Source organism: Actinomadura mexicana, assembly GCF_900188105.1.
Lineage (GTDB): Bacteria > Actinomycetota > Actinomycetes > Streptosporangiales > Streptosporangiaceae > Spirillospora > Spirillospora mexicana.
Genome location: NZ_FZNP01000004.1, coordinates 40,714 through 64,772, shown reverse-complemented (window position 1 = coordinate 64,772; position 24,059 = coordinate 40,714). Strand labels below are relative to the sequence as shown.

Here is a 24,059-nt window from a genome sequence, read left to right as displayed (position 1 = left end):
GTCACCCGGCCCAGTCCCACGAACGACACCACTCCCCGCGACCGCGGGCCTGGGCGTAGATCCGCGGACGAAGACGCAAAGGGACGACTGTCCGGCGCCGACCGACGGCATGGCAGGTGGGACGCGCTGCGCCGTCGGCCGGGCGTCCCATGAAGGGCGGTGTGCTCACCTACGCTCCTGGTGCGGTGCCTCTCTGCGGTATCTCGGCCGTCCCCTGCGTTAGGAGATCTGCACGACTATCTTGCCGCGGGCATGTCCTTCGCCGACGTGGCGCAGCGCCTCGGGTACGTCGTCGAGCGCGAAAGTGCGGTCGATACGGATGGCGATTTCGCCGGCGATGCAGAGGTCGGCGAGCGGCTCGAACCTCGCGGGCCCCGGACGCACCACGAGAACTCCCATTCTCCGCCCGGCGAGTCGGCCGGCGATCGAGCCGGCCGTCGCGATGCCGAGCAGGATCGGCACGGAGCCGCCCACACACCAGTACCGGCCGCCGCGGGCCAGCGCCCGCCCGCAGGCGAGCGGCGAGCGGGAGGCGACGAGATCGAGCACGAGGTCGTACCGCTCGCCGGTCCGGGCGAAGTCCCGCCTCCGGTAGTCGATGACCTCGTCGGCGCCCAACGACCGCATGAAGTCGAGCTTGCCGGCGTTGTCGACACCGGTCACATGGGCGCCGGCGCGTCTGGCCAACTGAATCGCGAAGGAACCCGAGCCGCCACCGGCACCGTTGATCAGTATCCGGCGCCCCTCGCCGGCGGGGGCCGTCCCCTGCAACGCGATCGCGCCCGCCTGCGGAATCGTGGACGCCTCGGCGAAGGTCAGATGCTTCGGCTTGTGGGCGAGGGCCGACTCGGGTGCCACGGCGAACTCGGCGAAGCCTCCCTTCAGATCGAGGTTGTCGCCGTACACCTCATCTCCTACACGGAAGCGAGACACCTCCGAGCCCACGGCCTCCACCCGCCCGGCGATGTCCGAGCCGAGCGTTCTGCGCGCGGGCCTTCGCAGCCCACCGATCCGCGAGTACGACGGTGCGCCGCGTAAGGTCTCCCAATCCGACAGATTGATCGAGGTCGCCACCACGCGTACGAGGACCTGCTTCGGAGCCGGCGATGGCGTCGGCACGTCCTCCACCCGGAGTGAATCCGTCGAGCCGTACCTGTCGTAGACAACTGCTCGCATCTGGCCTCCCTGTTCGGAAGCATCGCCTGAGCGGAGGGTAGCCGTCTACGCGATCAAGGGACCACAGCCCTGGCACCACCGAACGTCCTGTGGCGGACGGTGATCAGCGCCAGGAGCCGCGGCGCTCGGGCACGTCCCGGTCGTGCAGGAGGGGCCGGGCTCCACCCGGAAGCCGAAGCCGTCCTTCAGGACCGCCGGGACCACCAGGGGTGAAGCACCAGCCCCTCCACGTTCGCACGCGTCGCGAGACCTTCCGCGCCCGCGATCTTCTCCTCGTTCGCCGTACCCGGATGATCCACCCGGGCGCGGTGCGGATCAGCGCGAGGCGGGAGCCACGTACTTGTAGCAGGTGAGCCACGTGGTGTCGATGTCCACCGACGCCCCGGCCGCCGCGTAGGCGCCGGCGAGCGCGCTCTCGTTCTGGAGGACCCAGTCGGCCGCCTCGGGGAAGTCGGCGTTGACAGTCTTGACCAGCTTGCCGTCCAGGTAGAACCGCAACGAGCCCGGCACGATCTCCGTCGAGTAGGTGTGCCACGTGGTCCATGCGGTGCCGGGCGCCACGTCGGCGTTGGACTCCTTGAAGCCGTGCGTGAAGACGCTCACGGGGTCGCTGGAGAAGTTCCCGCCCGCCTCCGGGTAGTCCACCTCGTTCGGCGTGTAGCGCAGGTGGGCCATCTTGAACCCGGGGGCACGGGTGCGGACGATGAACCGTTCGGTGAACTTCCCGTACCGCAGGTTCATGCATTTGCGGGGAACCATGGCGGCCACGGAGTTGACGGAACCGTCGGAGGTCATGTGGACCCGCATTTGGCCGTCCCCGTTGGACGCCGTGTAAACGCTCGCGGCCTTCTCCGGCCGGTAGTACCCGCCGAACGTCCGGCCGCCGTTCCCGTCAGCCCCACTCGTAGCGGTGTCCGGCCAGCCCGAGGGGTACGCACCCAGCGTGTCGTAGTAGTGCGGGTAGTTGGTCTTCAGACCGGCGCAGCGGAAGTCTCCGTCGCCGGCGCACGTGTTGAACGCGCCCGCGGGCACGTCGCCGCCGTTGAAGTTCTCCGCGTAGAGCTGGACGAAGGGACCGCAGTCGCCGAAGGGAGTGTTGTTGTTCGTCACCGCACAGGCGTCCTGTGACGGGAATGTGTCGGCAGCCGAGGCGGCTTCGGCGGCGAGTGGCACACATACGAAAGCCGTCGCCAGTACGGCGACGGCCTTTCGCGCCATCGGAGTGGGAGTCATCCGGCACACTGTATTAGCCCGACGATCACAAATGTCGGTCGTTCCGCAAAACGAGCGAAATCAGGACCGCGATAACGATTCGGGAAGATCGGGGGTCCGCCCAGGCTGACGGTGCTTGCAGCCGAGGTACCGATTGCCCGCTCAGAACGTTTCTCGGGTGGCCGCGGGATGGTCACGTGTCACCTCGGCCGCCAGTCGAGTCCCCACGGGGGGTGGCGGACATGGCGGTGCGCCGCGACGCCATCCGGCCTCACGATCGAGCCCGACTGGGGGCATGCCGCCCGTCATGGCCAGGGATGGCACCGTGAGGTGGCCAGCTAGACATACGAACGATCGTATGTGAATCTTGCGTCGAGGGGCGGCACCTGGCCGGCTGGGGTCCCACTACTCCTGAAAGATCAGATCGTGTGGCAGAGAGTGAGGAACCGCATGGCGGTATGGCGTTCGCCGGCGATGGCGCTAGCGAGCGGCGCCTTGGTGCTCGGCTTGACGGCCTGTGAGTCGTCGGACAATCCGGGCGGGGGCACGGCGGGCTCTCCTCAGGCGAGCTCCTCGACGACCGTCCCGGCCAGTGGCGCACCGCCGTCCTCCGCTCCGGGCGGCACTGCGGGCGGCACTGCGGGCGGCACTGCGGGCGGCACTGCGGCTGTCGGGGTGCTGACCACCCGGCGGCAAGTCCGGCAAGCCCTTCCCGACCCCCGCGCGATGGGGGCCTGGGAACCGGTGGCCGCCGGGGTCACCTCGGCCGACGGGCACCTTGACTGCCCCAGCGCGCGGACGTGCAAGGGGAAGTGGTTCGGTCACGACAAATTCAGGCTGAACACCGGCATGACCGTCACATTCCAGGTGACGACGTTCTCCAACCCCCAGGACTCCGCGGAGCACTTCCACCAGGAGGCGGCCAGGACCGCCGAATATCAGCCGCTCACCATGCCGAGAACAGGAGACGAAAGCCTTGCCTACTTGCGCAACGCGGGCGGCCTCGATGGCGGCTACCTCACCATGCGGGTCGGCACAGTGGTCGCCACGGTCAGCGTCGAGGAGGGCCCGCCCGACGTAGCCCTCCCGCAGATGTCGGAGATGTTTGAAAAGCGATTGGGGCAGGCCCTGTCCGGCAGGACGCCGGACGCCGCCCTTCCCCCGTTCTGATGCGGCGAGTCGGATGAAGCACCGCCAGGGCGCCGCACCACGATGCGTACGACCGGTCGTATTCATTGATTGCGGGTTGTGGCAGAATCGACGTTCATGAGTGCGCCCACCCAGCGACAGGACCCCGACGAAACCGCCGGTCAGGCGGAGCCGCGGCCGGACCAGCGGCTGGTACGCGGTGAACGGTCCCGGCGGACGATCGCCCGTCATGCCGTCGACGTCGCCTCGCTGGAGGGGCTCAGCGGGCTCAGCTTCGGCCGTCTGGCCACCGACCTCGGGATCAGCAAGAGCAACATCCAGACCCTGTTCCGGTCGAAGGAGAGCCTCCAGCTCGCGGCCGTCGACTCCGCGCGCGAGGCGTTCATGGACGCGGTGGTGCGTCCCGCCCGGGAGGCGCCGTGCGGCACCGCCCGGCTCCGCGCCCTGCTGGACCACTGGATCGTCTACGCCGAGACGCCACTGTTCCCGGGCGGGTGCTTCAGAGTCGCCAACCTCGTCGACTTCGACAGCCGTCCGGGACGAGTCCGCGACGCGCTGGTGCGCGACCAGCGGGACTGGGTCGGGCTCATCGCCCACCAGTTGCGGCACGCCGCCGACGCGGGCCAGATCGCGGACCTGGACCCCGACCTGGCCGCGTTCCAGATCGACGCGGTCCTGTGCGCGACCAACACCGCGCTGCGGCTCGGTGACGACGACGCCGTCGGCAGAGCCCGACGGGCGGTCGACGGCTTCCTCCGGGCACCCTAGGTTCCGTGCCGTCGCACCCGAAGGCATCGCGGTCGGCGATGGGTCGGAGCGCCTCGTCGTGCCATCGTGAGGACGGCCTACTTCGGCAGCGGGCGCAGGTCGTCCAAGCGGTCGTCCAAGCGGTCGAACAGGTGCCAGACCTGGCTTGAAGTCTGATCACGCGTTCGGGCTAGGAAGTGCGGCGCCGCCCGGACGGGAGCAGGTACACGAGGACCGCCGCCACAAGCGCGATGGCGGCAGTGGCGATCGAGGCCATCGCCAGCGCGTGGGCCGCCGCCGAGCGCCCCGGGGAGGGGGAGTCGAACGCGGTGAAGAAGACGGCTCCGATGACCGCGACCCCGAGTGCCGCGCCGACCTGCTGCGCGGTGGACAGGACGCCGGAGGCGATACCCGCGTCACCGGGGGCGATGCGGGCGAGGACCGCGTTGAGCGACGGTGTGATGAGCAGGCCTCCGCCGACGCTCTGCAGCATCAGCGTCGGGATGACCGCCGCCGGGGTGAACGAGATGCCGCCGGTCAGCACGATCACCGTGGACGCGTAGCCGACGGCGAGGACGATGGCGCCGATCTCCAGGACGCGGCGGCCGTACCGGGGCACCAGCCTGCTCGCGATCAGGCTGAAGACGAAGAAGGTCGCAGCCGCCGGGGTGTACACCAGTCCCGCCTTCAGGGCCGACATGGACAGCCCCTCCTGGAGGGCGATCGACAGGACGAGGTAGTAGGACGTGATGAGGGCGTAGATGGTGACGACGAGCGGGATGCCGACCGAGAACGACCGCGCACGGAAGAGGTGCAGCCGCAGCAGCGGATCACCGCCGCGCCTGGCGGTCCCGCGTTCCACGAGGCCGAAGAGGGCGAACGCCACGCAGCTCGCGGCAAGGCCCGCCCACGTCCACCACGGCCAGCCCGCCTGCTCGCCCTGGATGAGCGGGAACGTGAGCAGCAACAGCGCGACGCTCAGCACGGCGACGCCCGGCAGGTCCAGCCCCCGTGCGAGCGCCGCCCGGGACTCCGGCAGGTACCGCGCCGCGAACAGGATCGTGGCGATCCCGATCGGCACGTTGATCCAGAACACCGACCGCCACCCGGAGCCGAACAGATCGGTGCCGATCAGCAGCCCGCCGACGAGTTGCCCGCCGATCGTGGCGAAGCCCATCACGACACCGAGGTAGCCGAACGCGCGATGCCGGTCCTTCTCGGGCACCAGCACCGTGACGGCCGCGTACACCTGCGGGAGCATCAGGGCCGCGCCCAGGCCCTCGGCGAGGCGCGCCGCGATGAGGACGGCGGCGCTCTGCGCGACCGCGCACCCCACCGACGCCAGCGTGAAGAGCGCCATGCCGGCGATGAACACTCGCTTGCGGCCGCGCAGGTCGCCGAGCCGGCCGCCGGTGATGAGGAAGACCGCGTACGTGAGCTGGTAGCCGGCCAGGATCCACTGCAGCTCGCCGCCGGACGTGCCGAGCTCGGCCTGGATCGCCGGCCCGGCCACGATGACGATGAACGAGTCGAGGATCGCCATGAACGCGCCGGCCAGCACGATCGACACGGCGCCCCATGGCGTGCCGGCCGCGGTGCGCGGCGGTGGGGCGTGGCGGGAGGCGGTACCGGTCATGAGGGCTGCCTTTCGAGAACGCGGGCGAGGCCCTTGACGATCTCGGCGGCCATGACCGCCTGGCCCGACGCGGAGAAGTGGATACCGTCCGTGCTCAGCAGGTCCGGCCGGGAGTTGACCGGGTGGTCCCACATGTCGACGAGCACGGCGTCGTGCTCGGCCGCCAGGCGCCGGGTGATGGCGTTGACCGTGCGCACCCGGTCGCGGAAGTCCTCGAACTTCGGCACGGTGAAGGCCCGGCCCAGTGTGAACACCGTGAGCTGCGCCCCGGTGTCCGCCGCCGCCTCGAACACGCGCCGCAGCGTCCGCTCGATGAGCGCGAAGTCGGGTTCGGCGCGGAACAGATCGTTGGCTCCGCACGGAACATGGACCAGGTCGGGGCCGAAGGCGAGCAGCCGCTCGGTCTGCGTCTCGAGCGTCCTGGCGGTCGTCGCCCCGATCTCGGCGAGGTCGAGATAGGCGAGCTCGGGCTGGACGCGGCGCAGTACGTCGGCGACGCGGGCGGGCCAGCCGAGGCTGGCGTAGCCGGGGCTGGGGTCGCCGATGCCGGCGGAGAGGCTGTCGCCGGTCGTCGCGAACCGGCGCCAGGGGGCCCCGGCGAGGAGGGCGGCTCCCGCCGCGGGTGACAGGCAGCAGGGATCGGCTTCTTCCGTCTGGAAGATCGCTGGAGGGGACACAAAGTAAACATACGATCGTTCGTATGTATGTGGCAAGGCGCGTGGGTGGCGCCGTGAGCGATGAGAAGTTCCGCAGGCGAACGACTTGGCGGCATCAGGTCAAGGACGGAGCGGGGACGGTCCCCGCCGCAAGGCCCGGCACCTGTACCGCGCGCGGCCCGGGGCGCCGGTCGCGGGGGAGCGGCCGGTCGCCGTCGCGGTGGACGCCGATCGGCGCGCGGGCGCCGGGGAGCGGTCTCCGGTGGCCGGGCGCGGTTGCTGGCGTTCGCCCACTACGTCGCCGTGGTCGGCGCCGAATCCGACCTGCCCCGCGCGGACGGCGCGGCCGCGCCGCCGCTGCGCCGCGGGATCGAAGTGCGCGACGTGTGGTTCCGCTACGGCGACGACCATCCCTGGGTGCTGTGCGGGCTGGACCTGACGATCCCTCACGGCGACGCCGTCGCGCTCGTCGGCCTGAACGGCGCCGGCAAGAGCACCCTGGTCAAGCTGCTGTGCCGGATGTACGACCGAGACCCGCGGGCAGGTCCTCTGGGACGGCGTGGACCTGGGCCGCCCTGCCCCGCGGATACGACACCGCGCTCACCCGCATGTTCGCGCTCGGCGAGGCGGACGAGGCGACCGGCGTGGTGCTGTCCGGCGGGCAGTGGAAGCGGGTCGCGCCGGCCCGGGCGCTGGTCCGCGAGGGCCGGGACCTGATGATCCTCGACGAGCCCGGCGCAGGACTGGACCCCGAGGCCGAGCACGAGGTGCACGCGCGGATGCGCGAGCACCGCCGGGATGGCGCCAGCCTGTGCATCTCGCACCGGCTGAGCGCCGTCCGCGATGCCGACCGCATCGTGGTCCTGCGGGAGGGACGGATCGTCGAGCAGGGCACGCACGCGGCGCTGATGGCCGCCGGCGGCGGTTACGCCCGCCTCTTCCGGCTCCAGGCGTCCGGCTACCAGGAGGTCACATGATCCGCGCAGCCCTCGCCGCCGGGACGCTCACCGCGGCCGGGCTGCTGGTGCTCGCGGTACGCCGCGGCAGCCCCGCCACCCAGGGCTTCCGTCTGTCCATCCGCGGCGAAAGCCCGTCCAGACAAGGCAACGGGCAACTCGAACGCGCCCTCTAGCTACTGACCAGGCATCGCATCGGTTCGAGCGTGGCGGCTCTGTTTGTCCCGCTGGCCTGCTACGCAGGGAATCAGATGTCGGCTTCGATGGCGAAGGTGTTGCCGTCCGGGTCCTGGAACCAGGCGATACGCCCGCCGCCGGCCCGGTTGGTGATTCCCTTGGCATCGTGTTCGTACTGGTCGTAGCGGACGAACTCGACTCCGGACGTGGTGAGTTCGTCCACGATCTGGTCGATGTCGTCGACGTACCATGTCGCCAGTGTCGACGGGGTCTTCCCGGCGGTGACCGACTGGTACACGTTCAGCGCCGGCCCGCCACCGGAACCGTAGACGCGGCTCCCGCCGGTGATGTGAGCGCTGGGGCCCGAGCGCAGCACCGGTAGGCCCAGCTTGCCTTCGTAGAACTCGGCCGCCTTCTGTATGTCGGACACGGCGATCGAAGTCCTGAGTTCGTACGTGCTCAAGGGCATGACTCACCCTTTCACACGTACCCGAAAGGCGCCTTGAAGGCCTACCGTAAACCGGACCGACCGGGGCGGGCCGCGACCTACTTCGGCGCCATCGGCGCAGCAGAAGCGCCCCCGGTCGACCTGGACGCCGAGAACCCGCTCGATCCGGCGGTGCGGGATCTGCCGGCGTTCGCTCGGCAGAAGGTCGACGAGGTCGCCGCGCTCGGCGAGGCGCTGCGCGGGAACATGCCAGGTCCCGTCGCGCAGACTCCTTCACCGACCGGCGGAGTCAACCGCTCCCGCGTGGTCCCTGTTACCTTCTCCCGTCGGCACTCGTCATAGGTGCGACGGCCGAAGGTGAACGGTCGACTTCTCGGGGCTCGACGGACGGTTCCTCACCGTCGGTGTTCCCGACAGCCCGGTGCAGATCATCCTGTGGTCGCATGCGGCGGCCGCGGGACGGCCGGGTGGTGCGGGCGGGTCCGCCGCACCCGGTCCGCTGCTCCTCGAATCCGACGATCTCCGCAGGGATTCGCGATCATGTGCGGGCGCGGCGTCACGTTCGAGGAGCCCGAACCCGTGGACTATCCGTTCGGGGTCCGCGTCGAGGCGGTGGACCCGGACGGCAACCGGGTCTCGCTCCGTCAGCGGCGCAAGCCGTGAACGTCCACTCGTCCGGCCTCGTGACCGAGGCGTTCGAAGCCCAGCGCGAGCGGCTGCGCGCCGTCGCGTACCGCGTTCTGGGCTCGCACGCCGACGCCGAGGACGTGGTCCAGGAAGCCTGGATGCGTCTCGTCCGCCAGGACGAGCAGAGCATCGGCAACCTGGCGGGTTGGCTGACCATCGTGGTCGGCCGCATCCGTCTGGACCTCTTGAGATCGCGCCGGGCCCACCCCGAGACCGCCTCCGGGCATGCGTTCGCTGACCTCGTGGTGACGCCCGCCGACGACCCCGCGCCGGACGAGCAGGTGCTGCTGGCCGATTCGGTCGGCCACTCCCTGCTCGTCGTGCTCGAATCGCTCACCCCCAGTGAGCGTTTGGCGTTCGTCCTGCACGACGTGTTCGCGGTCCCGTTCCACGAGATCGGCCATATCTCCGCCCCTGTGGCCTGAGAAGGGCGCGGGAGACCATGACCGACCTTGATGTGCTCGTTCCTAGGCGGCGGGATCGGCGGGAGCGCGCCACCGGCGGCTACTCGTCGTGGACTGGCTCTACGGGGCGACCGCGCTGGAGCCCTCCGAGGAGCCGCCGATGTTCACACCGGTGCCCCTGGCATCGGCCGAGGCGGACATCCTCACGGAGACCGGCGGCGTCAAACGGTCATGAGCGGGACGGGCAGCCGGTCGCGCAGTTCGCCGATCGTGACACCGAACGTCTCGCGGACCGCCGCCCCGTCCGGGCCGACGTCGATGACGGCGATGTCGGTGTAGACCCTGCTGACGCAGCCGGTGCCGGTCAAAGGGTAGGTGCAGGCGGGCACCAGCTTGGAGCGGCCCTTCTTGTCGAAGAGCGTCATCATCACGAAGACCTGCTTGGCGCCGATGGCCAGGTCCATCGCGCCGCCGACGGCGGGGATGGCGTCGGGGGCGCCGGTGTGCCAGTTGGCGAGGTCCCCGGTGGCCGAGACCTGGAAGGCGCCCAGCACGCACACGTCGAGGTGGCCGCCGCGCATCATGGCGAAGGAGTCGGCGTGGTGGAAGTACGATGCTCCGGGCAGCTCGGTCACCGGCACCTTGCCGGCGTTCGTGAGATCAGGATCGACCTGGTCGCCGAGCGCGGCGGGGCCCATGTTGAGCATGCCGTTCTCGGTGTGGAGCACGATGCCCGCGCCGTCGGGGAGATGGTCGGCGACCTTGGTGGGCCGGCCGATGCCGAGGTTGACGTACGAGCCGGCCGGGATGTCGCGGGCGACGACCTCGGCGAGCTCGTCCGGGGTGAGGGGGCCCGGGGTGAGGGGCATGGTCAGCGCGCTCCTTGGACGGTGTAGTGCCGTTGCTCGACCGGCACGACGCGGTCGACGTAGATGGCGGGCGTGACGACCGCCTCCGGATCGAGGCCGCCGACGGGGACGACGCCGGACACCTGCACGATCGTGGTGGTCGCGGCCGTCGCCATGACGGGGCCGAAGTTCCGGGCGGTCTTGCGGTAGACGAGGTTGCCCATCGTGTCGGCGCGATGGGCGCTGATCAGCGCCACGTCGCCCTTGATCGGGTACTCCAGGACGTGGACGCGCCCGTCGATGGTCCGGGTCTCCTTGCCCTCGGCCAGCGGGGTGCCGGCGCCGGTCGGGCAGTAGAAGGCGCCGATGCCCGCGCCGGCCGCGCGCATCCGCTCGGCGAGGCTGCCCTGCGGCACGACCTCCAGCTCGATCTTCCCGGCCCGGTACAGACCGTCGAACACGTGGGAGTCGCTCTGCCGGGGGAAGGAGCAGACCACCTTGCGCACGCGCCCGGCCTTGAGCAGCGCGGCGAGCCCGACGTCGCCGTTGCCGGCGTTGTTGGACACGATGGTGAGGTCCTTCGCGCCCTGCCGGATCAGCCCGTCGACGAGGTCGAACGGCATGCCCGCGAAGCCGAAGCCGCCGACCAGGACGGTGCTGCCGTCCTCGATCCCGCGGACGGCCTCGTCGACACTTCCGAAGATCTCCGTCCGGCTCATGCTCCGGCCCCCGCGTCCTGCACGCCCGTGTTCTCCAGGACGACGGCCAGTCCCTGCCCGACGCCGATGCAGATCGCGGCGACGCCCCAGCGCTCGCGGCGCTCGCGGAGCACCTTCGCGAGCGTGCCGAGGACGCGGGCACCGCTGGCCCCGAGCGGGTGGCCGATCGCTATCGCGCCTCCCCGGGTGTTGACGATCTCCGGATCGATGCCCCAGGCGTCGACGCAGACGAGCGACTGCACGGCGAACGCCTCGTTGAGCTCGACCGCGCCGACCCGCTCCCAGCCGATCCCGGCCCGCGCCAGGGCACGCTCGGCCGCCTCGACCGGGGCGTAGCCGAAGTCCTGCGGGTCGAGTGCGAACGCGCCTCGTCCGGCGATGCGGGCGAGGGGGTCGAGGCCGATCAGGTCGGCGGCGGCGGCCGAGCCGAGCAGCAGGGCGGCGGCGCCGTCGCTCAGCGGCGAGGCGTTGCCGGCCGTGATGGTGCCGTCCGCGCGGAAGCTCGGCCTGAGCCCGGCCAGTTTCTCCATCGAGGTGCCGGCGCGGACGCCCTCGTCGCGCTCCAGTTCCCCGGCGGGCACGACGAGGTCGTCGTAGAAGCCCTCGTCCCAGGCGGCGGCCGCGAGCCGGTGGGAGCGCAGGGCGAACGCGTCCTGGCGCTCCCGGGAGACGGCGTACTTCTCCCGGAGCCGCTCGTTGGCCTCGCCGAGCGAGACGGTCCAGTCCTCCGGCATGCGCGGGTTCACCAGCCGCCAGCCGAGCGTGGTCGACACCGCGGCGAGGTCCCCCGGCGGGAAGCCCCTGGCCGGCTTCGGCAGTACCCACGGCGCCCGGGTCATCGACTCGACCCCGCCGGCCACCACGACGTCGGCGTCCCCCGACTCGATCGTCCGGGAGCCGCTCATCGCGGCGTCGAGGCTGGAGCCGCACAGCCGGTTGACGGTCGTGCCCGGCACGCTGGTCGGCAGTCCGGCGAGCAGCGCGGCCATCCTGCCGACGTTGCGGTTCTCCTCGCCCGCGCCGTTCGCGTTGCCCCAGACGACCTCGCCGACCGCGGCCGGGTCCAGCCGGGGCGCCCTGTCCAGCAGCGCGGTGAGCACACCTGCCGCGAGGTCGTCCGGCCGGACGCCCGACAAGGCGCCGTTGAACCGCCCGAACGGTGTCCGCACTGCGGAGTAGAGATAGGAGCTCATGGTGTCGAGGCTAGGTGGCCTGCCTTGATATAGTGAAGTATCAATATTCGGACTTATTGAGACGCCTTCCCTATGGATCTGCGCCACCTGCGGTACTTCGTCGCCGTCGCCGAGGAACTCCATTTCGGACGTGCCGCCGAGCGGCTCAACATGGCCCAGCCGCCGCTGTCGCAGGCGATCCGCCAGTTGGAGGGCGACCTCGGCGTGGAACTGCTGCACCGGACCACGCGCCGGGTCGAGCTCACCGACGCGGGACGCGGCTACCTGGTCCGGGCCCGGAAGATACTCGGTGAGGTGGCCGAGGCCGCGCACGAGGCCCGCCGGGTCGCGGCCGGCGCGGTGGGGCATCTCGCGATCGGCTGCGTGGGCTCGGCGACCTACAGCCTGCTGCCCGCGCTCTCGCGCGGCCTCTCCCTGGAGTTGCCCGGGGTCGACTTCTCCTTCCGCGGCGAGATGCTGGTGCCCGACCAGACCGCGGCACTGCGGACCGGTGCGATCGACCTGGCGCTGCTGCGGCCGCCGATCGCCGATCTCTCGCTCACGGTCCTGCCGCTGCGCCGGGACCGGCTGGTCGTCGCCGTTCCCGCCGATCACCCCTTGGCCGCGCTGCGGGACGTCAGGATCACCGACATGTCGGGCGTCGACCTCATCGTGCACTCCGCGGACCGCCGTTCGGTGATGTACGACGTGGTGCTCGGGCTCTTCCGCGACGCGGGCGTCGAGCCCCGGATCCGCCACGAGGTCGGCGAGACCTCCACTCTGATCACTCTTGTCGCGGGCGGCCTCGGTGCGGCCGTCGTCCCCGAGCCGGTGACGGCCCTGGCCCTCGACGGCGTCGCCTTCCGGCCGCTGGCACGGCCCGCGGTGCACGTCGACCTCGCACTAGCGCACCGCACCGATCGCGCAGAGCGGCACCTGGCCCGAGCCGTCTCGGCCATCCGACGCATCGTCTGACCGGCCTCCGGACATGCGTGGTCGAACCGTCGAATGACGAGCGGCCGGCCGACGCCCACAAGATCCACCGCGACGCGGCCCACCCGTCCCGCCTCGTGCTGCCGTTCACCGTGCACGACACGGGAAGGACGACCGGCCGTGACCGCCGTCGGCACCCTGTGGCGACACCTTCGGCCTCCAGGTCGCCACCACACCAGGTACTTCCCTGACGAACTGATCGGTATCAGTCGACTCGCAGGAGAACGCTCCAGGTATCGGGACCGATGATCCCGTCGGTCTCGATCCTGCCCCACTTCTGGACGGCGCGGACGGCCCTGTCCATGACGGCGTCGAAGTCCCGGTTCATGTCGGTCCCGATCTCGGGGTGGCTGCGTGCGAGCAGCAGGCCGCGCGCGGTCTGCACCGCCTCGTTCGAACCCTTCGCGCCTTTGGCGATCATTGGCAGGTCCTTCACGGACTCCTCCATCCAGCCGCTCGCGTAAGCGGGCCGTCCGTAACCGGCGATGACGCCGGCCGCGCGGACACGGCGCCTCACCGCGTCACCGGTGTTGGCTTCGATCGTCTGGAGCCGTCCGCCGCCCAGGACCTTCTCCACGACGCCGACATGGTCGACCAGGCCGCTGCGGTTGCTTCCGCCCCAGTCGAAGAACACGATGTCCCCGGGCCTGGCCCGGTCGACGGCGGAGGCGGTACCGGTGCGCCAGCGGCCGGCCTTCCTGAAGTCGTCGACGTGCCACACGGTGTAGGCGCGGTCTCCGCTGGGCAGCACCGCCGAGGCGTTGCCGGAGTGCCGAGCCCAGTAGGTGATGGCCATGTCGCACCAGGACGCGCGCAGGAACTCCTTCCCGTTCCGGGACGCGTACTCCCGCGTGACGGGGTTCGGGCGTCCCGACATCCCCAGCGTCCTGCGTGCCGCCGCGATCATCTTCGCGGCGCTCATGCCGGGCTCTCCTCGCCGTTCTCGTTGTGCCCGCGGAATATCCCGTCAGCGCCGGGCTCGCCGTACAGTTCACGCAGGATCTGCTCCTCGTCGGTCTCGGTCGCCCGGTGCACCCCCGGGTTCACGTCCACCTCGTCCATGTGGTCGGCTTCAGCCATCGCACTCCTTCGCCCGGTGAGCGGATTTCTCAAGGTCGTCGTTTCTCACCTGCGGGTTTCTGTCCGCCTCGGCCACAGGTGCGGGCTCATGCCGCCCACGTTGTTCGGGTGGGATGGTGTCGTCCTCGACCGGCGAGTGGCCGATGGCCGGTCAGTTGCGGTCCTGGGCGATGGTCCATCGGCCCGACAAGGCCCGGGGCGCGGGCCGGCCGCCAGTGGTTCCGCTGGCGGGGAAGGCCGCGACCGAGACGTACACGTGCTGGCCTTTGCGGAGGCCCTTGGGCATGGCGCCGGTGGCGAACTGGTCGCCGCCGGTCGCCTTGGCGTCGGCGCGGACTTCGGCCCATGATTCGGCGGACTCGCCGTCCTCCCAGTCGTGGACCTCGAACTGCAGCCGGTATTCGTCGCCCTCGCTGAGGCCTTCGATACGGACGACGGTGTCGATGTCCGCCCATGTCGAGGCGGGGGCCACGTAGCCGGGATAGCCGTTGGGGTGGTCCTTGTCGGGTTCGGAGTGGGACTTGGCCGGGTCGGCGTGTGTGACGTCCCAGTTGAGACGAGTGAACTGCCCCCATTTCAGGTTCTGGGGCTTGGACTTGCCGTAGCTGCTGCGGATGGGCACTTCGTCCTCCTGGTACGGCCCGAGGGCCAGCGTCCTCAGGTCCGCGAGTGAGCCGCGGAAGGCGTTGACGTCGCAGCGACCCGGGATGCTCGGTACCGAGCCGCTGGACGAGTACTGCAGGATCGAGATGGGCTCCCCACCGAACTGGACCCACCACGAGGAGGGGACCTTCTTGTAGAGGGCGGTCGGGGTGCCGGAGCCGGAGACGTACCGCGACTGCCAGATCGTGTCGAAGAAGCTGAGGTCGGGCCGGCCGTGGGCTTCCCAGTACCAGCGCGGGAAGTAGCCGATGACGGGGTGGCCGCCGGTGCGTCTCTTGAACTCGGCCACCCATTCCCTGGCCGTGGCCGCGTTGGCGCCGGACGCCTCGATGTCGAGCGCGACGGCGAAGCGGGAGAGATCACCGGCACTGGCCAGGAAGTAGCGGGCTTGCGCGGCGCCGTTGCCACCGTGCAGGAAGTGATACGCCCCCGGCACGAAGCCCGGCCCCAGGGCGAGCATTCCCGCTCGGTTGTGCCTCCAGGTCGGGTTGGTGTAGTCGGTACTTTCGGTGACCTTGCAGAATCCGAAACGGATACCTGCCCGGTGCACCGCGGACCAGTTGGGTTTTCCCTGATAGCTGGCGACATCGACCCCGTACAGCAACCCTGGCTCCTCTCTGGCCTGGCGGCATCACCGTTCGCATGCGCGAAACCGCGAGTGCGGGGTTGCGCTCGAATTCATGACGCGACTCCTCATGGCCGAGCCAGTCGCGAGTCCGGCTGCCCCGACGAGGAGCGGGTTGGACGCCCGCCCGGCGAAGTTACGTACTTCACCAGCAAATACTACTTTGTGTAATATTGCGATTACTCTTGCGTGCGCGACACAAAAGCGTTGCGCCGCGGACCGTGGTAATGACCGTCAGCTCTTCGCTCGAAGCCCGTGTCAGCGTCCTTCTGCCCGGCCGCGATATCAGAACGTCGGCCCGGTTCGGCGGCACCGCGACAGGGCGAGCCGTCACACCTTCAGGGGTGCGACAACGGCTTTAGACGACAGTGCGGCCGACCTCATCGCCGGCGTAGGGCCGCGCCGCCGCGATGCGACGGTCAAGGTCGACTCGGACGCGGCCTGGAAAGCGCTGGTGAAACCAGCCTCATCTCGGTCAGAGCACGAACTCGGTGTAGTCGCTGTAGTAGGTTCGCGACGCGGCCTTGGCTGCCGAGATCCACCTGGAGTCGTTTCCGGGCGTAGGGGTCGAGATAGGGCCGATGGTGTCGAACCAGCATGCGAATGCACACCTCGTATGCTTCCCGCCGCCCGCCGTCGTCGTCAGGTAGGCGATCTGGTCTTTCATCCAGTTCACGTTCTGCGTGCCGGTGCTGCCATAACCGATCTCTGGGACCGCCCACGGGATGCCTTTCGAGCGGGCGAATCTCACGGCCGGCCCCCACAAGGCGGGGCCGCTGCCGACGTGGGAGTAGCCGTCCACGCCGAGGACGTCCACAAGCCCGTCGCCCGGCCAGGTTTCGGCGTAGGTGCTGCCTGTCTTGGGTGAGGTACCCGACCATGCGGTGAGGATCTGGATCGTGTGCAGGTGCGGCCAGCCCTCTGATCGCACCTGTTGCACCAGTTCGCAGAAGCGTTTCAGAGCCGCTGTGTACGTGCCGAGGCGGAAGGTGCCGTTGCGGATCTTCCCGTCGCCCTCATGCCAGATCGAGACGAAAGCGAGGTGGCTCTTGGGAATGGACCGCAGGAACGTCAGGGTCTGCGCATCGAGCTTCCCGCCGGCCATCGCGGTGATCGACGGCTTCCCGCTCCAGCAGCTGGCCCGCTTCCCCACGTCCACGCCGCCGTTGCACGCCGCCCAGGACGCGGGCATGCCCGCGGTGGCGGGCTGGTAGGAGCGGCGGATGGTCAGCGGACCGTACGCGGCGTCCTTCGCGGCGAAGTCGGAGCCGGAAAGGTTGCGGGGGCAGGTCCCCCACAGGATCGCGTTCCGGTTTCTCGCCACGGGATCGCCTCCCTTTCGCCTGGAGGGCTCCACCGCCGCCGGGTGTGCCGGGGGTTGCTCACACCGGCGTTTCCGGTGAGCAGGAGAAGCCGATGCTCCGAGGCCTTCAGCCATTCGGCACCGGTGACCCAGTACCCTCTACCAGGAATGGTCGCTGGAATCATCGGACCGAACCAGAGGTAGGCCCGGAACTTTTCCGGTCCGTCGGGCCAGGGTGATGTGTCGATGTATTTGCGATGTTGTCGCTCCTCCCTTGCAGCCTCTGGTAGGCCGCTTTTTGATAGCAATTAAGTGAAATGTCCAGGTATAGGGCCTCAGTGGCCTGGCCGGTGTTCGGCGATGGCCGCTGCGGTCCCGGGCGGGGGCGCGAGTCTGCGGCGTCCGCCGGCTGCCGGTGGACGGGAAGCGGTGACCGCTGTGCGAGCTACGTCGGCGGCTTCTCCGACGCCGCCGGTCCGGTCGCGGCCCGCAGCGCCGACGCCTACCTCACCTGGGGGCGAGCCGCCCGACCACTGTCCCATCAGGTGAGCGGCAGGTGTGGACGAAGACGACGGTGTCGGCGCTTTGATTCGTGGCGTCGAGCCACAGGTCGTACTCTGGTCGGCGATGGGTACAAGAGGTGTGGAGGGCGCATATCAGGGTGCGCTTCGGGCGTTCCAGAACCCGATGCTTGATCTGCTCCACCGGACCTATGCGCCGTTCGTGGTGACCGTGCTGGCGATGATGTTCACGCCGGAGCGGTCGGCGGTGGCGGTGGCGGACGCCCATGCGGAGGTCGCCGACGCCCTCGACCAGTTGCGGGCCGCGGGCTACGGCTACGAGGGCGACCAGCCCCTGCCCGCGGGGAACGCCCGTGACCTGTGCAGGCAGTGGGTGCACGCGGGCTGGCTGGTGCGGCAGGTCTCCGACGACGTCGAGGTGTACCGGCTGTCGGCACATGGCGTCGGCGCGCTCGAGGTGGCGGGTCGGGTCGGCGGGGCACGGACCAGGGTGTCGGAATCCCGGGTCCGGACGCTGCTGGAGGCGGTCGAGCGGCTCGCGCAGGACGCCGACCCGGACGTGATGGCCCGGATGGCGCGACTCCAGACGGAGATCGATCAGCGCCGGCGAGAACTCGACCGGCTCGAACAGGGCGGCGCCGTCGACGCCGTCGACGACGACCAGTTGCTCGAGGCCGCCGAGAACGTGCTGCATCTGGCGCGGGAGTTGCCGGCCGACTTCGCCCGCGTCGCCGAGTCGATCAAAGCCATGCAGCGAGACGTCGTCGCCGACCTGCGGCAGGACGTGCGGCCGACCGGGGAGGTGCTGCGGGAGTACCTGGAGCGCGGTCGGCAGATCATGGACGCGACACCGGAGGGCCGCGCGTTCGCCGGGGCGCTGCGCCTGATCGGCGACCCGGCACAGATCGACGACCTGTGGCACCTGCTGCGCACCGTGCTGCGGCACGGGTTCACCGACCTGATGCCGGAGCCGCAGCGGCGGGAACTCGCCGAGATCGCACGCCGGATCGAGCAGGGCGTCAAGGAGGTGCTGGCCGCGCAGCGGCAGGCGTCGCACGTCATCACCACCCAGGTGCGCAACCACGACCCGATGCGGGACCGCCAGGTGGACGAGCTCCTGCGGAACGTGATGTCCGGATTCCACGCATGGGTGCCCGGGTCGCGCCGCGGCGCGGTCGTCGCCCCGCTGCGCCGACTTCCGGTCGCCGACGTCGGGCAGCTGCGGCAGACCATGAGCGACCCGCGGCCGCCCCAGCCGCCCACGCCGCTGCGCGAATGGGACGAGGCGGAGGACGTGCCGGCCGCGGACACCCGGGCATGGGGAGGTCCGCAGTACGCCGAACTGCGCGCGCATCTGGCGGCGTTCGCGGGCGACGCGGACGGCGCGGACGGCGTCGACGTCGCGGCCGCGTTCCGCGCGGCGGCCGAGCGCATCCGGCGGCCGGTGGATCTGCTCGGCCTGCTGGAGATCGCACATGACTTCGGGATGACCGACACCGCCGAGGTCGCGGTGGTCGACGTGGTCCGTCCGGACCGGACCCGGCGGCGGCTCGCGTTCGGCGGCGTGCTGGCGGCGAACCCGGCGCCCACCCGCGCCGCTGACGAGAGGCCGGAAAACGACGATGAGTGAACCGGACGGCGCAGACGAGGACTGGTCGACCGGTGCGGAGGCCGGCTTCATCGAGCCGGTCCCGATGGAGGACGACCCGGCCGAACTGTTCGCCGGTGACAGGGGCACGCTGGACGTGGACGTGCGGCGGGTGCTGGTCCGGCTGCTGCAACGCAGGTTCCTGCTGGCCGAGAAGAACCCGGCGCAGTGGCGCACGCTGCTGGAGAACCAGCAGATCATCGAGTCGCGGTTGCACGACCTGTTCGTCCGGCTCGTGGTCGACCACGACCGCGGCATCGCCTACAAGCAGCAGGTGCGGTCGGGGGAGCTGGACGTCCCGATCCTGCTGAAGGACGACCCCTACAACCGGGCCGAGACCCTGGTGCTGGTCCACCTGCGGACCGTCTTCCAGCGGGAGCGCGGCACCGGCGAGACGTCCGCGCGGGTCGACGTCGAAGAGCTGGAACAGACCGTGCTGACCTATTTCGATCCAGACGACCACAACCTCGCCCGCGGCCAGCGCGAGATCCGCAACGCGGTGCAGCGACTGGCCACCGAGGGCCTGCTCGCGGAGGAGTCCGCGGGCCGGTACCGGATCACGCCGCTGGTCGAGGTCGTGCTGAGCACCGAGAAGCTCACCGAACTGAACCAGTGGCTGCGGGAGCAGAACGAGGTCGCGCCATGAGCATGATCGACACGCTGTTCGGGTTGATCCCGGCGGCGTCGCGTGGGCAGCAGTGGGTGGCGCGGGATCTGCAGCTGGTCAACTGGGGCGGCTACGACGGATACCACCGCGTCCGGTTCGCTCCCGGCGCGACCCTGCTCAGCGGCGGTTCCGGATCGGGCAAGTCGACGCTGATGGACTCCTACATCGCGCTGCTGATGCCGCACACCACGCCGTTCAACGGGGCCTCGAACGGCGGGGTGGTCGGCCGGCCCCGGGGCAAGGACCAGCGCAACATCCTCTCCTACGCGCGCGGGAAGCTCGACGAGTCGCGGGCCGGCGGTGAGACGAGGCAGCGGGTGCTGCGCGGGGACGGCCGCGACACCTGGTCGGCGATCGCGATGACCTGGGCCGACCGGAGCGGTGCGGTGTTCACCGCGCTCCGGGCCTGGTACGTGCCGTCGTCCGCGCGCACCCTCGACGACGTCGTCGTGGTCCGCGCCACCGTCGACGACGACTACGACCTGCGCGAGCTGGACGGTCCCGCGGCCAGCAGGCTCGCCCGCCCCGCGGTCACCGCGACAGGCGTGACCTGCTTCGACACCGACCGGGACTTCACGGCCCGGCTGCACACCACGCTGGGCATCGGCGCCGCCGGGGACGGGCACAAGGCGGTCGGGCTGCTCGGCAGGATCCAGGCCGGTCAGCAGATCACCACCGTCGACGCGCTGTACAAGACGATGGTGCTGGAGGAGCCGTCCACCCTGGCCACGGCGGACGAGGTGGTGCAGCAGTTCGACGAGCTGTCCGGCACCCGGGACCGGATGATCACCGCCCGCCGGCAGGTGCGGGCGCTGACCCCGATCCGCGACCACCGGGACGCCATCGACCGCGCGGTGACCCGGTTGCAGGTGGTCGACGCCGTCGGATCGTTCACCGACCCGACGTCCCCCGCGGCGCTGTGGCGGCACGAACGCCGGCTCGACCTGTTGCGCGCGGCCGAGTCGGACCTGACCGCACGGCGCCGCCGGGCGGAGGAGGACGTCCGGGAGACGGCCACGCTGATCAAGGTGGCGGAGTCCCGGCGGGACGCGGTGCTCGACACCCTGCGCGCCTCCGGCGGCGACCGGCTGGAGACCGCGCTCCGCGAGGTCCGTGGAGTGGAACAGCGGCTCGCCGACATCGAACGCGCCCGGAAGCGACTGGACCGGGTCCTGGACACCGTCGGCGCCACCGTGTCGACCGGCCGGGACTTCGCCTCGCTGGTCGACACGGCGCACAGGGCGCTGGCCGACTCCGACGCCAGGAGGACCGCCCAGAACGAGTTCGCCGAGGCGACCGCGGAGCGTAAGGCCGCCGAACGCGACCTGGCCGGATTGCGCGCCGAGCACGGCGCGGTCAAGGCCCGCCGCGGCAACATCCCCACCGACCTGCACGCCGCCCGCGACCTGCTGGCCGGCGCCGCCGGGCTCACCCCGGACGACCTGCCGTTCGTCGCCGAGCTGATCGAGGTGCGCACGGAGTTCGAACCGTGGCGGGAGGCGTTCAACCTGGCGCTGGGCGGGTTCGCCACCCGGATGCTGATCGACATCGGCCGGCTGAACTCGTTCCGCGAGGCGATCAACGCGGTGCCCGTCGCACGGCGCATCCAGTTCGAGGGCGTCCGCACCGGCCTGCGCGACGAGGTCGGGCTGGACGACAAGACGCTCCCCGGCCGGCTCGACTACCGGCCGTCGCCGTTCACCGCCTGGCTCAAGAGCGAGCTCGCCCGCAGGTTCGACTTCGTGTGCGTCGAGACGCCCGGACTGCTGGTGCAGTACTCCAAGGCGCTCAGCATCACCGGGCAGACATCGCAGGGCGGCCGGGGCGCGCACGGCGGTCATGGACGGGCCAACCTGCTGGGATTCACCAACACCAGGCTTCTCGCCGACCTCGACACCCGGATCGGCCGCGCCCGCGAACGTCTCGGCGACGCCGTCACAAGGGCGACGAAGGCGGAGCAGGACCTCAACTCGTTCGAGGAGAGGCGCACCGCCTACCAGACCTTGACCGAACTGTCCTGGGACCAGGTGGACGTCGAGTCCGTCACGGCCGAACGGGAACGCTGGGAGCGCGTCATCACCGAGGTTCGCGAAGGCAACCCGGAGATCGACCGGCTGCAACGTGAAGCGGAGGAGCTCAAGCGACAGGTCACCAAGCTGACCGAGAGCATCGGCGGGCAGAAGAAGGAGGTGGAGCGCCTCGACGAGTCCTGGGCGTCGATCGTGGAGGAGGTGGACGGCGCCCAGCGCGCGCTCGACACCGCCGCGGCGACCGGTACCGAGGTGAGCTGGGAACACAGGGAGTACCTCGCGGCGCTGTTCGACGACGCCCCGGACGGCGCCGACCCGGCGAAGGCGCTGGCCGAGTTCGACGCGGCGCACCGCCGCGGCGTCGAACGGATGCACGACGATCGGAAGTCGGCGGAGGAATCGATCAGCCGGTCACGGAAGGCGCTGCACGAGACGTTCTCGACGTTCGTCGAGCGCTGGCCGAACCCGAACCTCGGCACCGAACCGGACGCCTCCTACCGCGACTTCGACCGCCTGCTCACCGATCTGGAGACCAGCGGCCTGCACGAGCTGGAGACCGAGTGGCGCGACAGCCTGCTCAAACTCTCCGGCAACGACCTGACCAGCCTGGACAGCGAGCTCGCCGCAGCCGTCCGGGAGATCCGCGACCGGATCGACCCGGTCAACCGCATCCTCGCCGGACTCCCGTTCGCCGACGACGGCCACCGGCTGCGCATCGACCCGCAGGAAAGCCACTCCGCGGTGCGCGCCCGGTTCCGCAAGGAACTGCGCGACGTGCGCGCCGTCATCGACAAGTCGGCCACGGACGCCGACCGGGAACGCGCCTACCACCGGATGGCCAAGGTGATCGACCGCATCCGCCGCACCGCGCCTGACTTCGCCGATCTGGTCGACGTGCGCAACCACGTCCGGATCAGCGCGGAGAAGTGCGACCTCGCCGGCGAGCATGTCGCGGTCTACGACCACATCGGAGAGAAGTCCGGCGGCGAGTCCCAGGAACTGGTCGCGTTCATCGTCGGCGCCGCGCTGCGCTACCAGTTGGGCGACGCGGGCGCCGAACGCCCCCGCTACGCCCCCGTCTTCCTGGACGAGGCGCTGATCAAGGCGGACGCGCATTTCACCGGCCGGGCCATCGGCGCCTGGCGCGGGCTGGGCTTCCAACTGGTCATCGGCGCCCCCAACGACAAGCACAGCGCGATCGAGCCCCATGTGGACGCGGAATACCTGATCCTGAAGAGCACCGAGGGGCGGTCATGGGCGAAACCCATCGTCGCGATTCCCGACGCGTGACCTCCCGACTGATCCTTCCGGCCGACGCGGTCGAGTCACTCCGTCGCAGGGTGGACCAGAGGTGGGCGGAGGCCGTGTGCGCCGACCTCGGCGTGGGCGACCCGGTCACGTTCTCCGTCCCGCTCCGTCCCGGCGTGTCGACCGGGAGTGCGGTGGCGCGCATCGGGCACGCCGCGTGGCACCAGTGGCACATGCGCTGGCGTGAGTTCGCCGACCGGCACCCCGCAGGCGTGGTGATCGTCCGCAAGCCGGTGTCCGTCCAGGGCGTGACGGACGACTACCCCGCCACGCTGGTCGTGGACCTGGACGCCGCGGTCGCACTGATCTCCTCCGGAACCGCGCCGCCGTCCGTGGACGCCGCCCGCGCCCGGGCGCTCGCGTCGTCGCTGCGGTCCGCAGGCGCGGTCCTCACCCCGGCCGCCCTCCGGGCCGCCTGCCAGCTCGGAGCCGGCGACGCCGAGGTGCTGCTCAGCGCGGTGACCTGGCTGCGCCGGCACCCGGACGCGGGGGGATGGACCGCACGTCAACTCCCGATCCCCGGCATGCACACCAAGTGGCTCGACACCCATGGTGCGCTGCTGCGCGACGTCGCCGGACGCGACGTCCGGGATGAGGTCCGGCCCCGTCCGACCGTGCTGCACCTGACCTACGTCGACCCCGACCACGCCGCGTCGGGCCGCCGCAGGCACGACGCCTGGACCACCGGCGACACGCACGACATCGCCTACCGGCCACGGACCGTCCTCGTCGTCGAGAACCGCGACTCCCGGCTCTGGTTCCCCCCGGTGCGGGACACGATCGTGGTCGAGGGCGGCGGCAAGGCGGCCGCGGCCATGCTCGCGAACGTGCCCTGGATCCGCGCCACGGACCACGTCGTCTACTGGGGAGACATCGACGCGGACGGCTACGCGATCCTCGACCGGTTCCGCGCCGCGCTGGCCGAGCCCGCACCGGACGGCGCGCCCCCGAAGCCGGTCACCTCGATACTGATGGACGCCGCGGACCTGCACCGCTACGCCCAGCACGGGCTGAACCACGACAAGGCGGGCCGCCCCATCAAGCCGTCCCCGGCGGTTCTGCCTCACCTCACCGAAGCCGAGGCGACCGCCTACGACACCGTCGCAACCGCGGGTCTCACCCCGTTCCGCCGGATCGAACAGGAAGCCGTTCCCCTCGCCCACGCCGCAGCCCGGTTGCTGGACGTCTCCGCCCGTCCTCCTCTGTAACCGGCCACAGCCGCTGCTATCCGATT

23 protein-coding genes and 1 pseudogene are annotated in these 24,059 nt (G+C 70.5%); 12 read left to right on the top strand and 12 right to left on the bottom strand.

Going from position 1 to position 24,059, the window contains the following annotated elements; all coding sequences use genetic code 11:
* Positions 1-219: 219 nt before the first annotated feature.
* Together CHC11_RS11705 and CHC11_RS11700 are read right to left on the bottom strand one after the other, a co-directional pair.
* A complete protein-coding gene (locus tag CHC11_RS11705; RefSeq protein WP_218826034.1) occupies positions 220-1,128 on the bottom strand; it encodes an NAD(P)-dependent alcohol dehydrogenase in 909 nt (302 codons plus the stop codon).
* 363 nt (positions 1,129-1,491) lie between these two features.
* Positions 1,492-2,286: a LamG domain-containing protein gene (locus CHC11_RS11700; RefSeq protein ID WP_089311719.1), complete on the bottom strand. Its 795-nt coding sequence runs from the start codon at positions 2,284-2,286 to the stop codon at positions 1,492-1,494.
* Between the two features lie 552 nt (positions 2,287-2,838).
* On the opposite strand from CHC11_RS11700, the gene CHC11_RS11695 reads away from it, so the two are divergent.
* Both CHC11_RS11695 and CHC11_RS11690 read left to right on the top strand, forming a co-directional pair.
* A complete protein-coding gene (locus CHC11_RS11695; protein ID WP_143227033.1) occupies positions 2,839-3,558 on the top strand; it encodes a hypothetical protein in 720 nt (239 codons plus the stop codon).
* Positions 3,559-3,654: 96 nt separating this feature from the next.
* A complete protein-coding gene (locus CHC11_RS11690) occupies positions 3,655-4,305 on the top strand; it encodes a TetR/AcrR family transcriptional regulator (RefSeq protein WP_218826033.1) in 651 nt (216 codons plus the stop codon).
* 169 nt (positions 4,306-4,474) lie between these two features.
* Here the strand turns inward: CHC11_RS11690 and CHC11_RS11685 are convergent, their stop codons facing one another.
* Complete coding sequence (locus CHC11_RS11685; RefSeq protein ID WP_089311717.1) at positions 4,475-5,920, bottom strand: MFS transporter; 1,446 nt, start codon at positions 5,918-5,920, stop codon at positions 4,475-4,477.
* The gene (locus CHC11_RS11680) at positions 5,917-6,597 is read right to left on the bottom strand and encodes an SGNH/GDSL hydrolase family protein (protein ID WP_089311716.1); all 681 of its coding nucleotides are present in this window, start codon (positions 6,595-6,597) and stop codon (positions 5,917-5,919) included. Before CHC11_RS11680 ends, CHC11_RS11685 begins: the two co-directional genes overlap by 4 nt.
* A gap of 234 nt (positions 6,598-6,831) precedes the next feature.
* Between CHC11_RS11680 and CHC11_RS11675 the strand changes: the two are divergent.
* Together CHC11_RS11675 and CHC11_RS41245 are read left to right on the top strand one after the other, a co-directional pair.
* A pseudogene (locus tag CHC11_RS11675) lies at positions 6,832-7,553 on the top strand (ATP-binding cassette domain-containing protein); the annotation flags it as partial.
* Positions 7,550-7,708 (top strand): hypothetical protein, encoded by a 159-nt coding sequence (locus CHC11_RS41245; RefSeq protein ID WP_179278799.1) that lies wholly within the window; start codon positions 7,550-7,552, stop codon positions 7,706-7,708. The pseudogene CHC11_RS11675 and the gene CHC11_RS41245, both read left to right, overlap by 4 nt.
* Before the next feature lie 71 nt (positions 7,709-7,779).
* Here the strand turns inward: CHC11_RS41245 and CHC11_RS11670 are convergent, their stop codons facing one another.
* A complete protein-coding gene (locus CHC11_RS11670) occupies positions 7,780-8,139 on the bottom strand; it encodes a VOC family protein (protein WP_218826032.1) in 360 nt (119 codons plus the stop codon).
* Positions 8,140-8,211: 72 nt separating this feature from the next.
* Here CHC11_RS11670 and CHC11_RS11665 point away from each other — a divergent pair, with 72 nt between their 5' ends.
* The 3 genes from CHC11_RS11665 to CHC11_RS42570 all read left to right on the top strand — a co-directional run bounded on the left by CHC11_RS11665 (position 8,212) and on the right by CHC11_RS42570 (position 9,269).
* Positions 8,212-8,499: a hypothetical protein gene (locus CHC11_RS11665; protein ID WP_089311714.1), complete on the top strand. Its 288-nt coding sequence runs from the start codon at positions 8,212-8,214 to the stop codon at positions 8,497-8,499.
* A gap of 198 nt (positions 8,500-8,697) precedes the next feature.
* Positions 8,698-8,820 carry a hypothetical protein gene (locus CHC11_RS43400; RefSeq protein WP_281258306.1) on the top strand — a complete coding sequence of 41 codons (123 nt, stop codon included), beginning with the start codon at positions 8,698-8,700 and terminating at the stop codon, positions 8,818-8,820.
* A gap of 20 nt (positions 8,821-8,840) precedes the next feature.
* Entirely contained in the window at positions 8,841-9,269 is a 429-nt protein-coding gene (locus tag CHC11_RS42570; RefSeq protein WP_245919111.1) for a sigma-70 family RNA polymerase sigma factor, read from the top strand.
* Positions 9,270-9,469: 200 nt separating this feature from the next.
* On the opposite strand, the gene CHC11_RS11650 is transcribed toward CHC11_RS42570, so the two are convergent.
* Genes CHC11_RS11650 through CHC11_RS11640 form a run of 3 tightly spaced genes read right to left on the bottom strand, consistent with a single transcriptional unit; the run spans position 9,470 to position 12,008 of the window.
* The gene (locus CHC11_RS11650; protein ID WP_089311713.1) at positions 9,470-10,117 is read right to left on the bottom strand and encodes a 3-oxoacid CoA-transferase subunit B; all 648 of its coding nucleotides are present in this window, start codon (positions 10,115-10,117) and stop codon (positions 9,470-9,472) included.
* A gap of 2 nt (positions 10,118-10,119) precedes the next feature.
* Positions 10,120-10,815, bottom strand: coding sequence for a 3-oxoacid CoA-transferase subunit A (locus tag CHC11_RS11645; RefSeq protein ID WP_089311712.1), 696 nt, complete (start codon positions 10,813-10,815; stop codon positions 10,120-10,122).
* The gene (locus CHC11_RS11640) at positions 10,812-12,008 is read right to left on the bottom strand and encodes a thiolase family protein (protein WP_089311711.1); all 1,197 of its coding nucleotides are present in this window, start codon (positions 12,006-12,008) and stop codon (positions 10,812-10,814) included. Before CHC11_RS11640 ends, CHC11_RS11645 begins: the two co-directional genes overlap by 4 nt.
* 72 nt (positions 12,009-12,080) lie before the next feature.
* On the opposite strand from CHC11_RS11640, the gene CHC11_RS11635 reads away from it, so the two are divergent.
* Positions 12,081-12,962, top strand: coding sequence for a LysR substrate-binding domain-containing protein (locus CHC11_RS11635; protein WP_089311710.1), 882 nt, complete (start codon positions 12,081-12,083; stop codon positions 12,960-12,962).
* Positions 12,963-13,185: 223 nt separating this feature from the next.
* Here the strand turns inward: CHC11_RS11635 and CHC11_RS11630 are convergent, their stop codons facing one another.
* The 4 genes from CHC11_RS11630 to CHC11_RS11620 form a co-directional block, all read right to left on the bottom strand.
* Positions 13,186-13,902 (bottom strand): CHAP domain-containing protein, encoded by a 717-nt coding sequence (locus CHC11_RS11630; protein WP_089311709.1) that lies wholly within the window; start codon positions 13,900-13,902, stop codon positions 13,186-13,188.
* Positions 13,899-14,060 carry a hypothetical protein gene (locus tag CHC11_RS41240; protein WP_179278798.1) on the bottom strand — a complete coding sequence of 54 codons (162 nt, stop codon included), beginning with the start codon at positions 14,058-14,060 and terminating at the stop codon, positions 13,899-13,901. Before CHC11_RS41240 ends, CHC11_RS11630 begins: the two co-directional genes overlap by 4 nt.
* Before the next feature lie 151 nt (positions 14,061-14,211).
* Entirely contained in the window at positions 14,212-15,327 is a 1,116-nt protein-coding gene (locus CHC11_RS11625; RefSeq protein WP_089311708.1) for a glycoside hydrolase family 25 protein, read from the bottom strand.
* Between the two features lie 496 nt (positions 15,328-15,823).
* Positions 15,824-16,672, bottom strand: coding sequence for a glycoside hydrolase family 26 protein (locus CHC11_RS11620; protein WP_089311707.1), 849 nt, complete (start codon positions 16,670-16,672; stop codon positions 15,824-15,826).
* A 606-nt stretch (positions 16,673-17,278) separates the two neighbouring features.
* On the opposite strand from CHC11_RS11620, the gene CHC11_RS11615 reads away from it, so the two are divergent.
* From CHC11_RS11615 to CHC11_RS11600, 4 genes are read left to right on the top strand one after another with little or no spacing between them, the layout of a single operon-like run.
* On the top strand, positions 17,279-18,802 hold the full coding sequence (locus CHC11_RS11615; protein ID WP_089311706.1) for a DUF3375 domain-containing protein: 1,524 nt from the start codon (positions 17,279-17,281) through the stop codon (positions 18,800-18,802).
* Positions 18,795-19,466 carry a DUF4194 domain-containing protein gene (locus CHC11_RS11610; RefSeq protein WP_089311705.1) on the top strand — a complete coding sequence of 224 codons (672 nt, stop codon included), beginning with the start codon at positions 18,795-18,797 and terminating at the stop codon, positions 19,464-19,466. The genes CHC11_RS11615 and CHC11_RS11610 overlap by 8 nt, the downstream gene beginning before the upstream one ends.
* Positions 19,463-22,807 (top strand): ATP-binding protein, encoded by a 3,345-nt coding sequence (locus CHC11_RS11605; protein ID WP_089311704.1) that lies wholly within the window; start codon positions 19,463-19,465, stop codon positions 22,805-22,807. The genes CHC11_RS11610 and CHC11_RS11605 overlap by 4 nt, the downstream gene beginning before the upstream one ends.
* A complete protein-coding gene (locus CHC11_RS11600) occupies positions 22,771-24,033 on the top strand; it encodes a DUF3322 and DUF2220 domain-containing protein (protein WP_089311703.1) in 1,263 nt (420 codons plus the stop codon). The genes CHC11_RS11605 and CHC11_RS11600 overlap by 37 nt, the downstream gene beginning before the upstream one ends.
* Positions 24,034-24,059 lie beyond the last annotated feature (26 nt).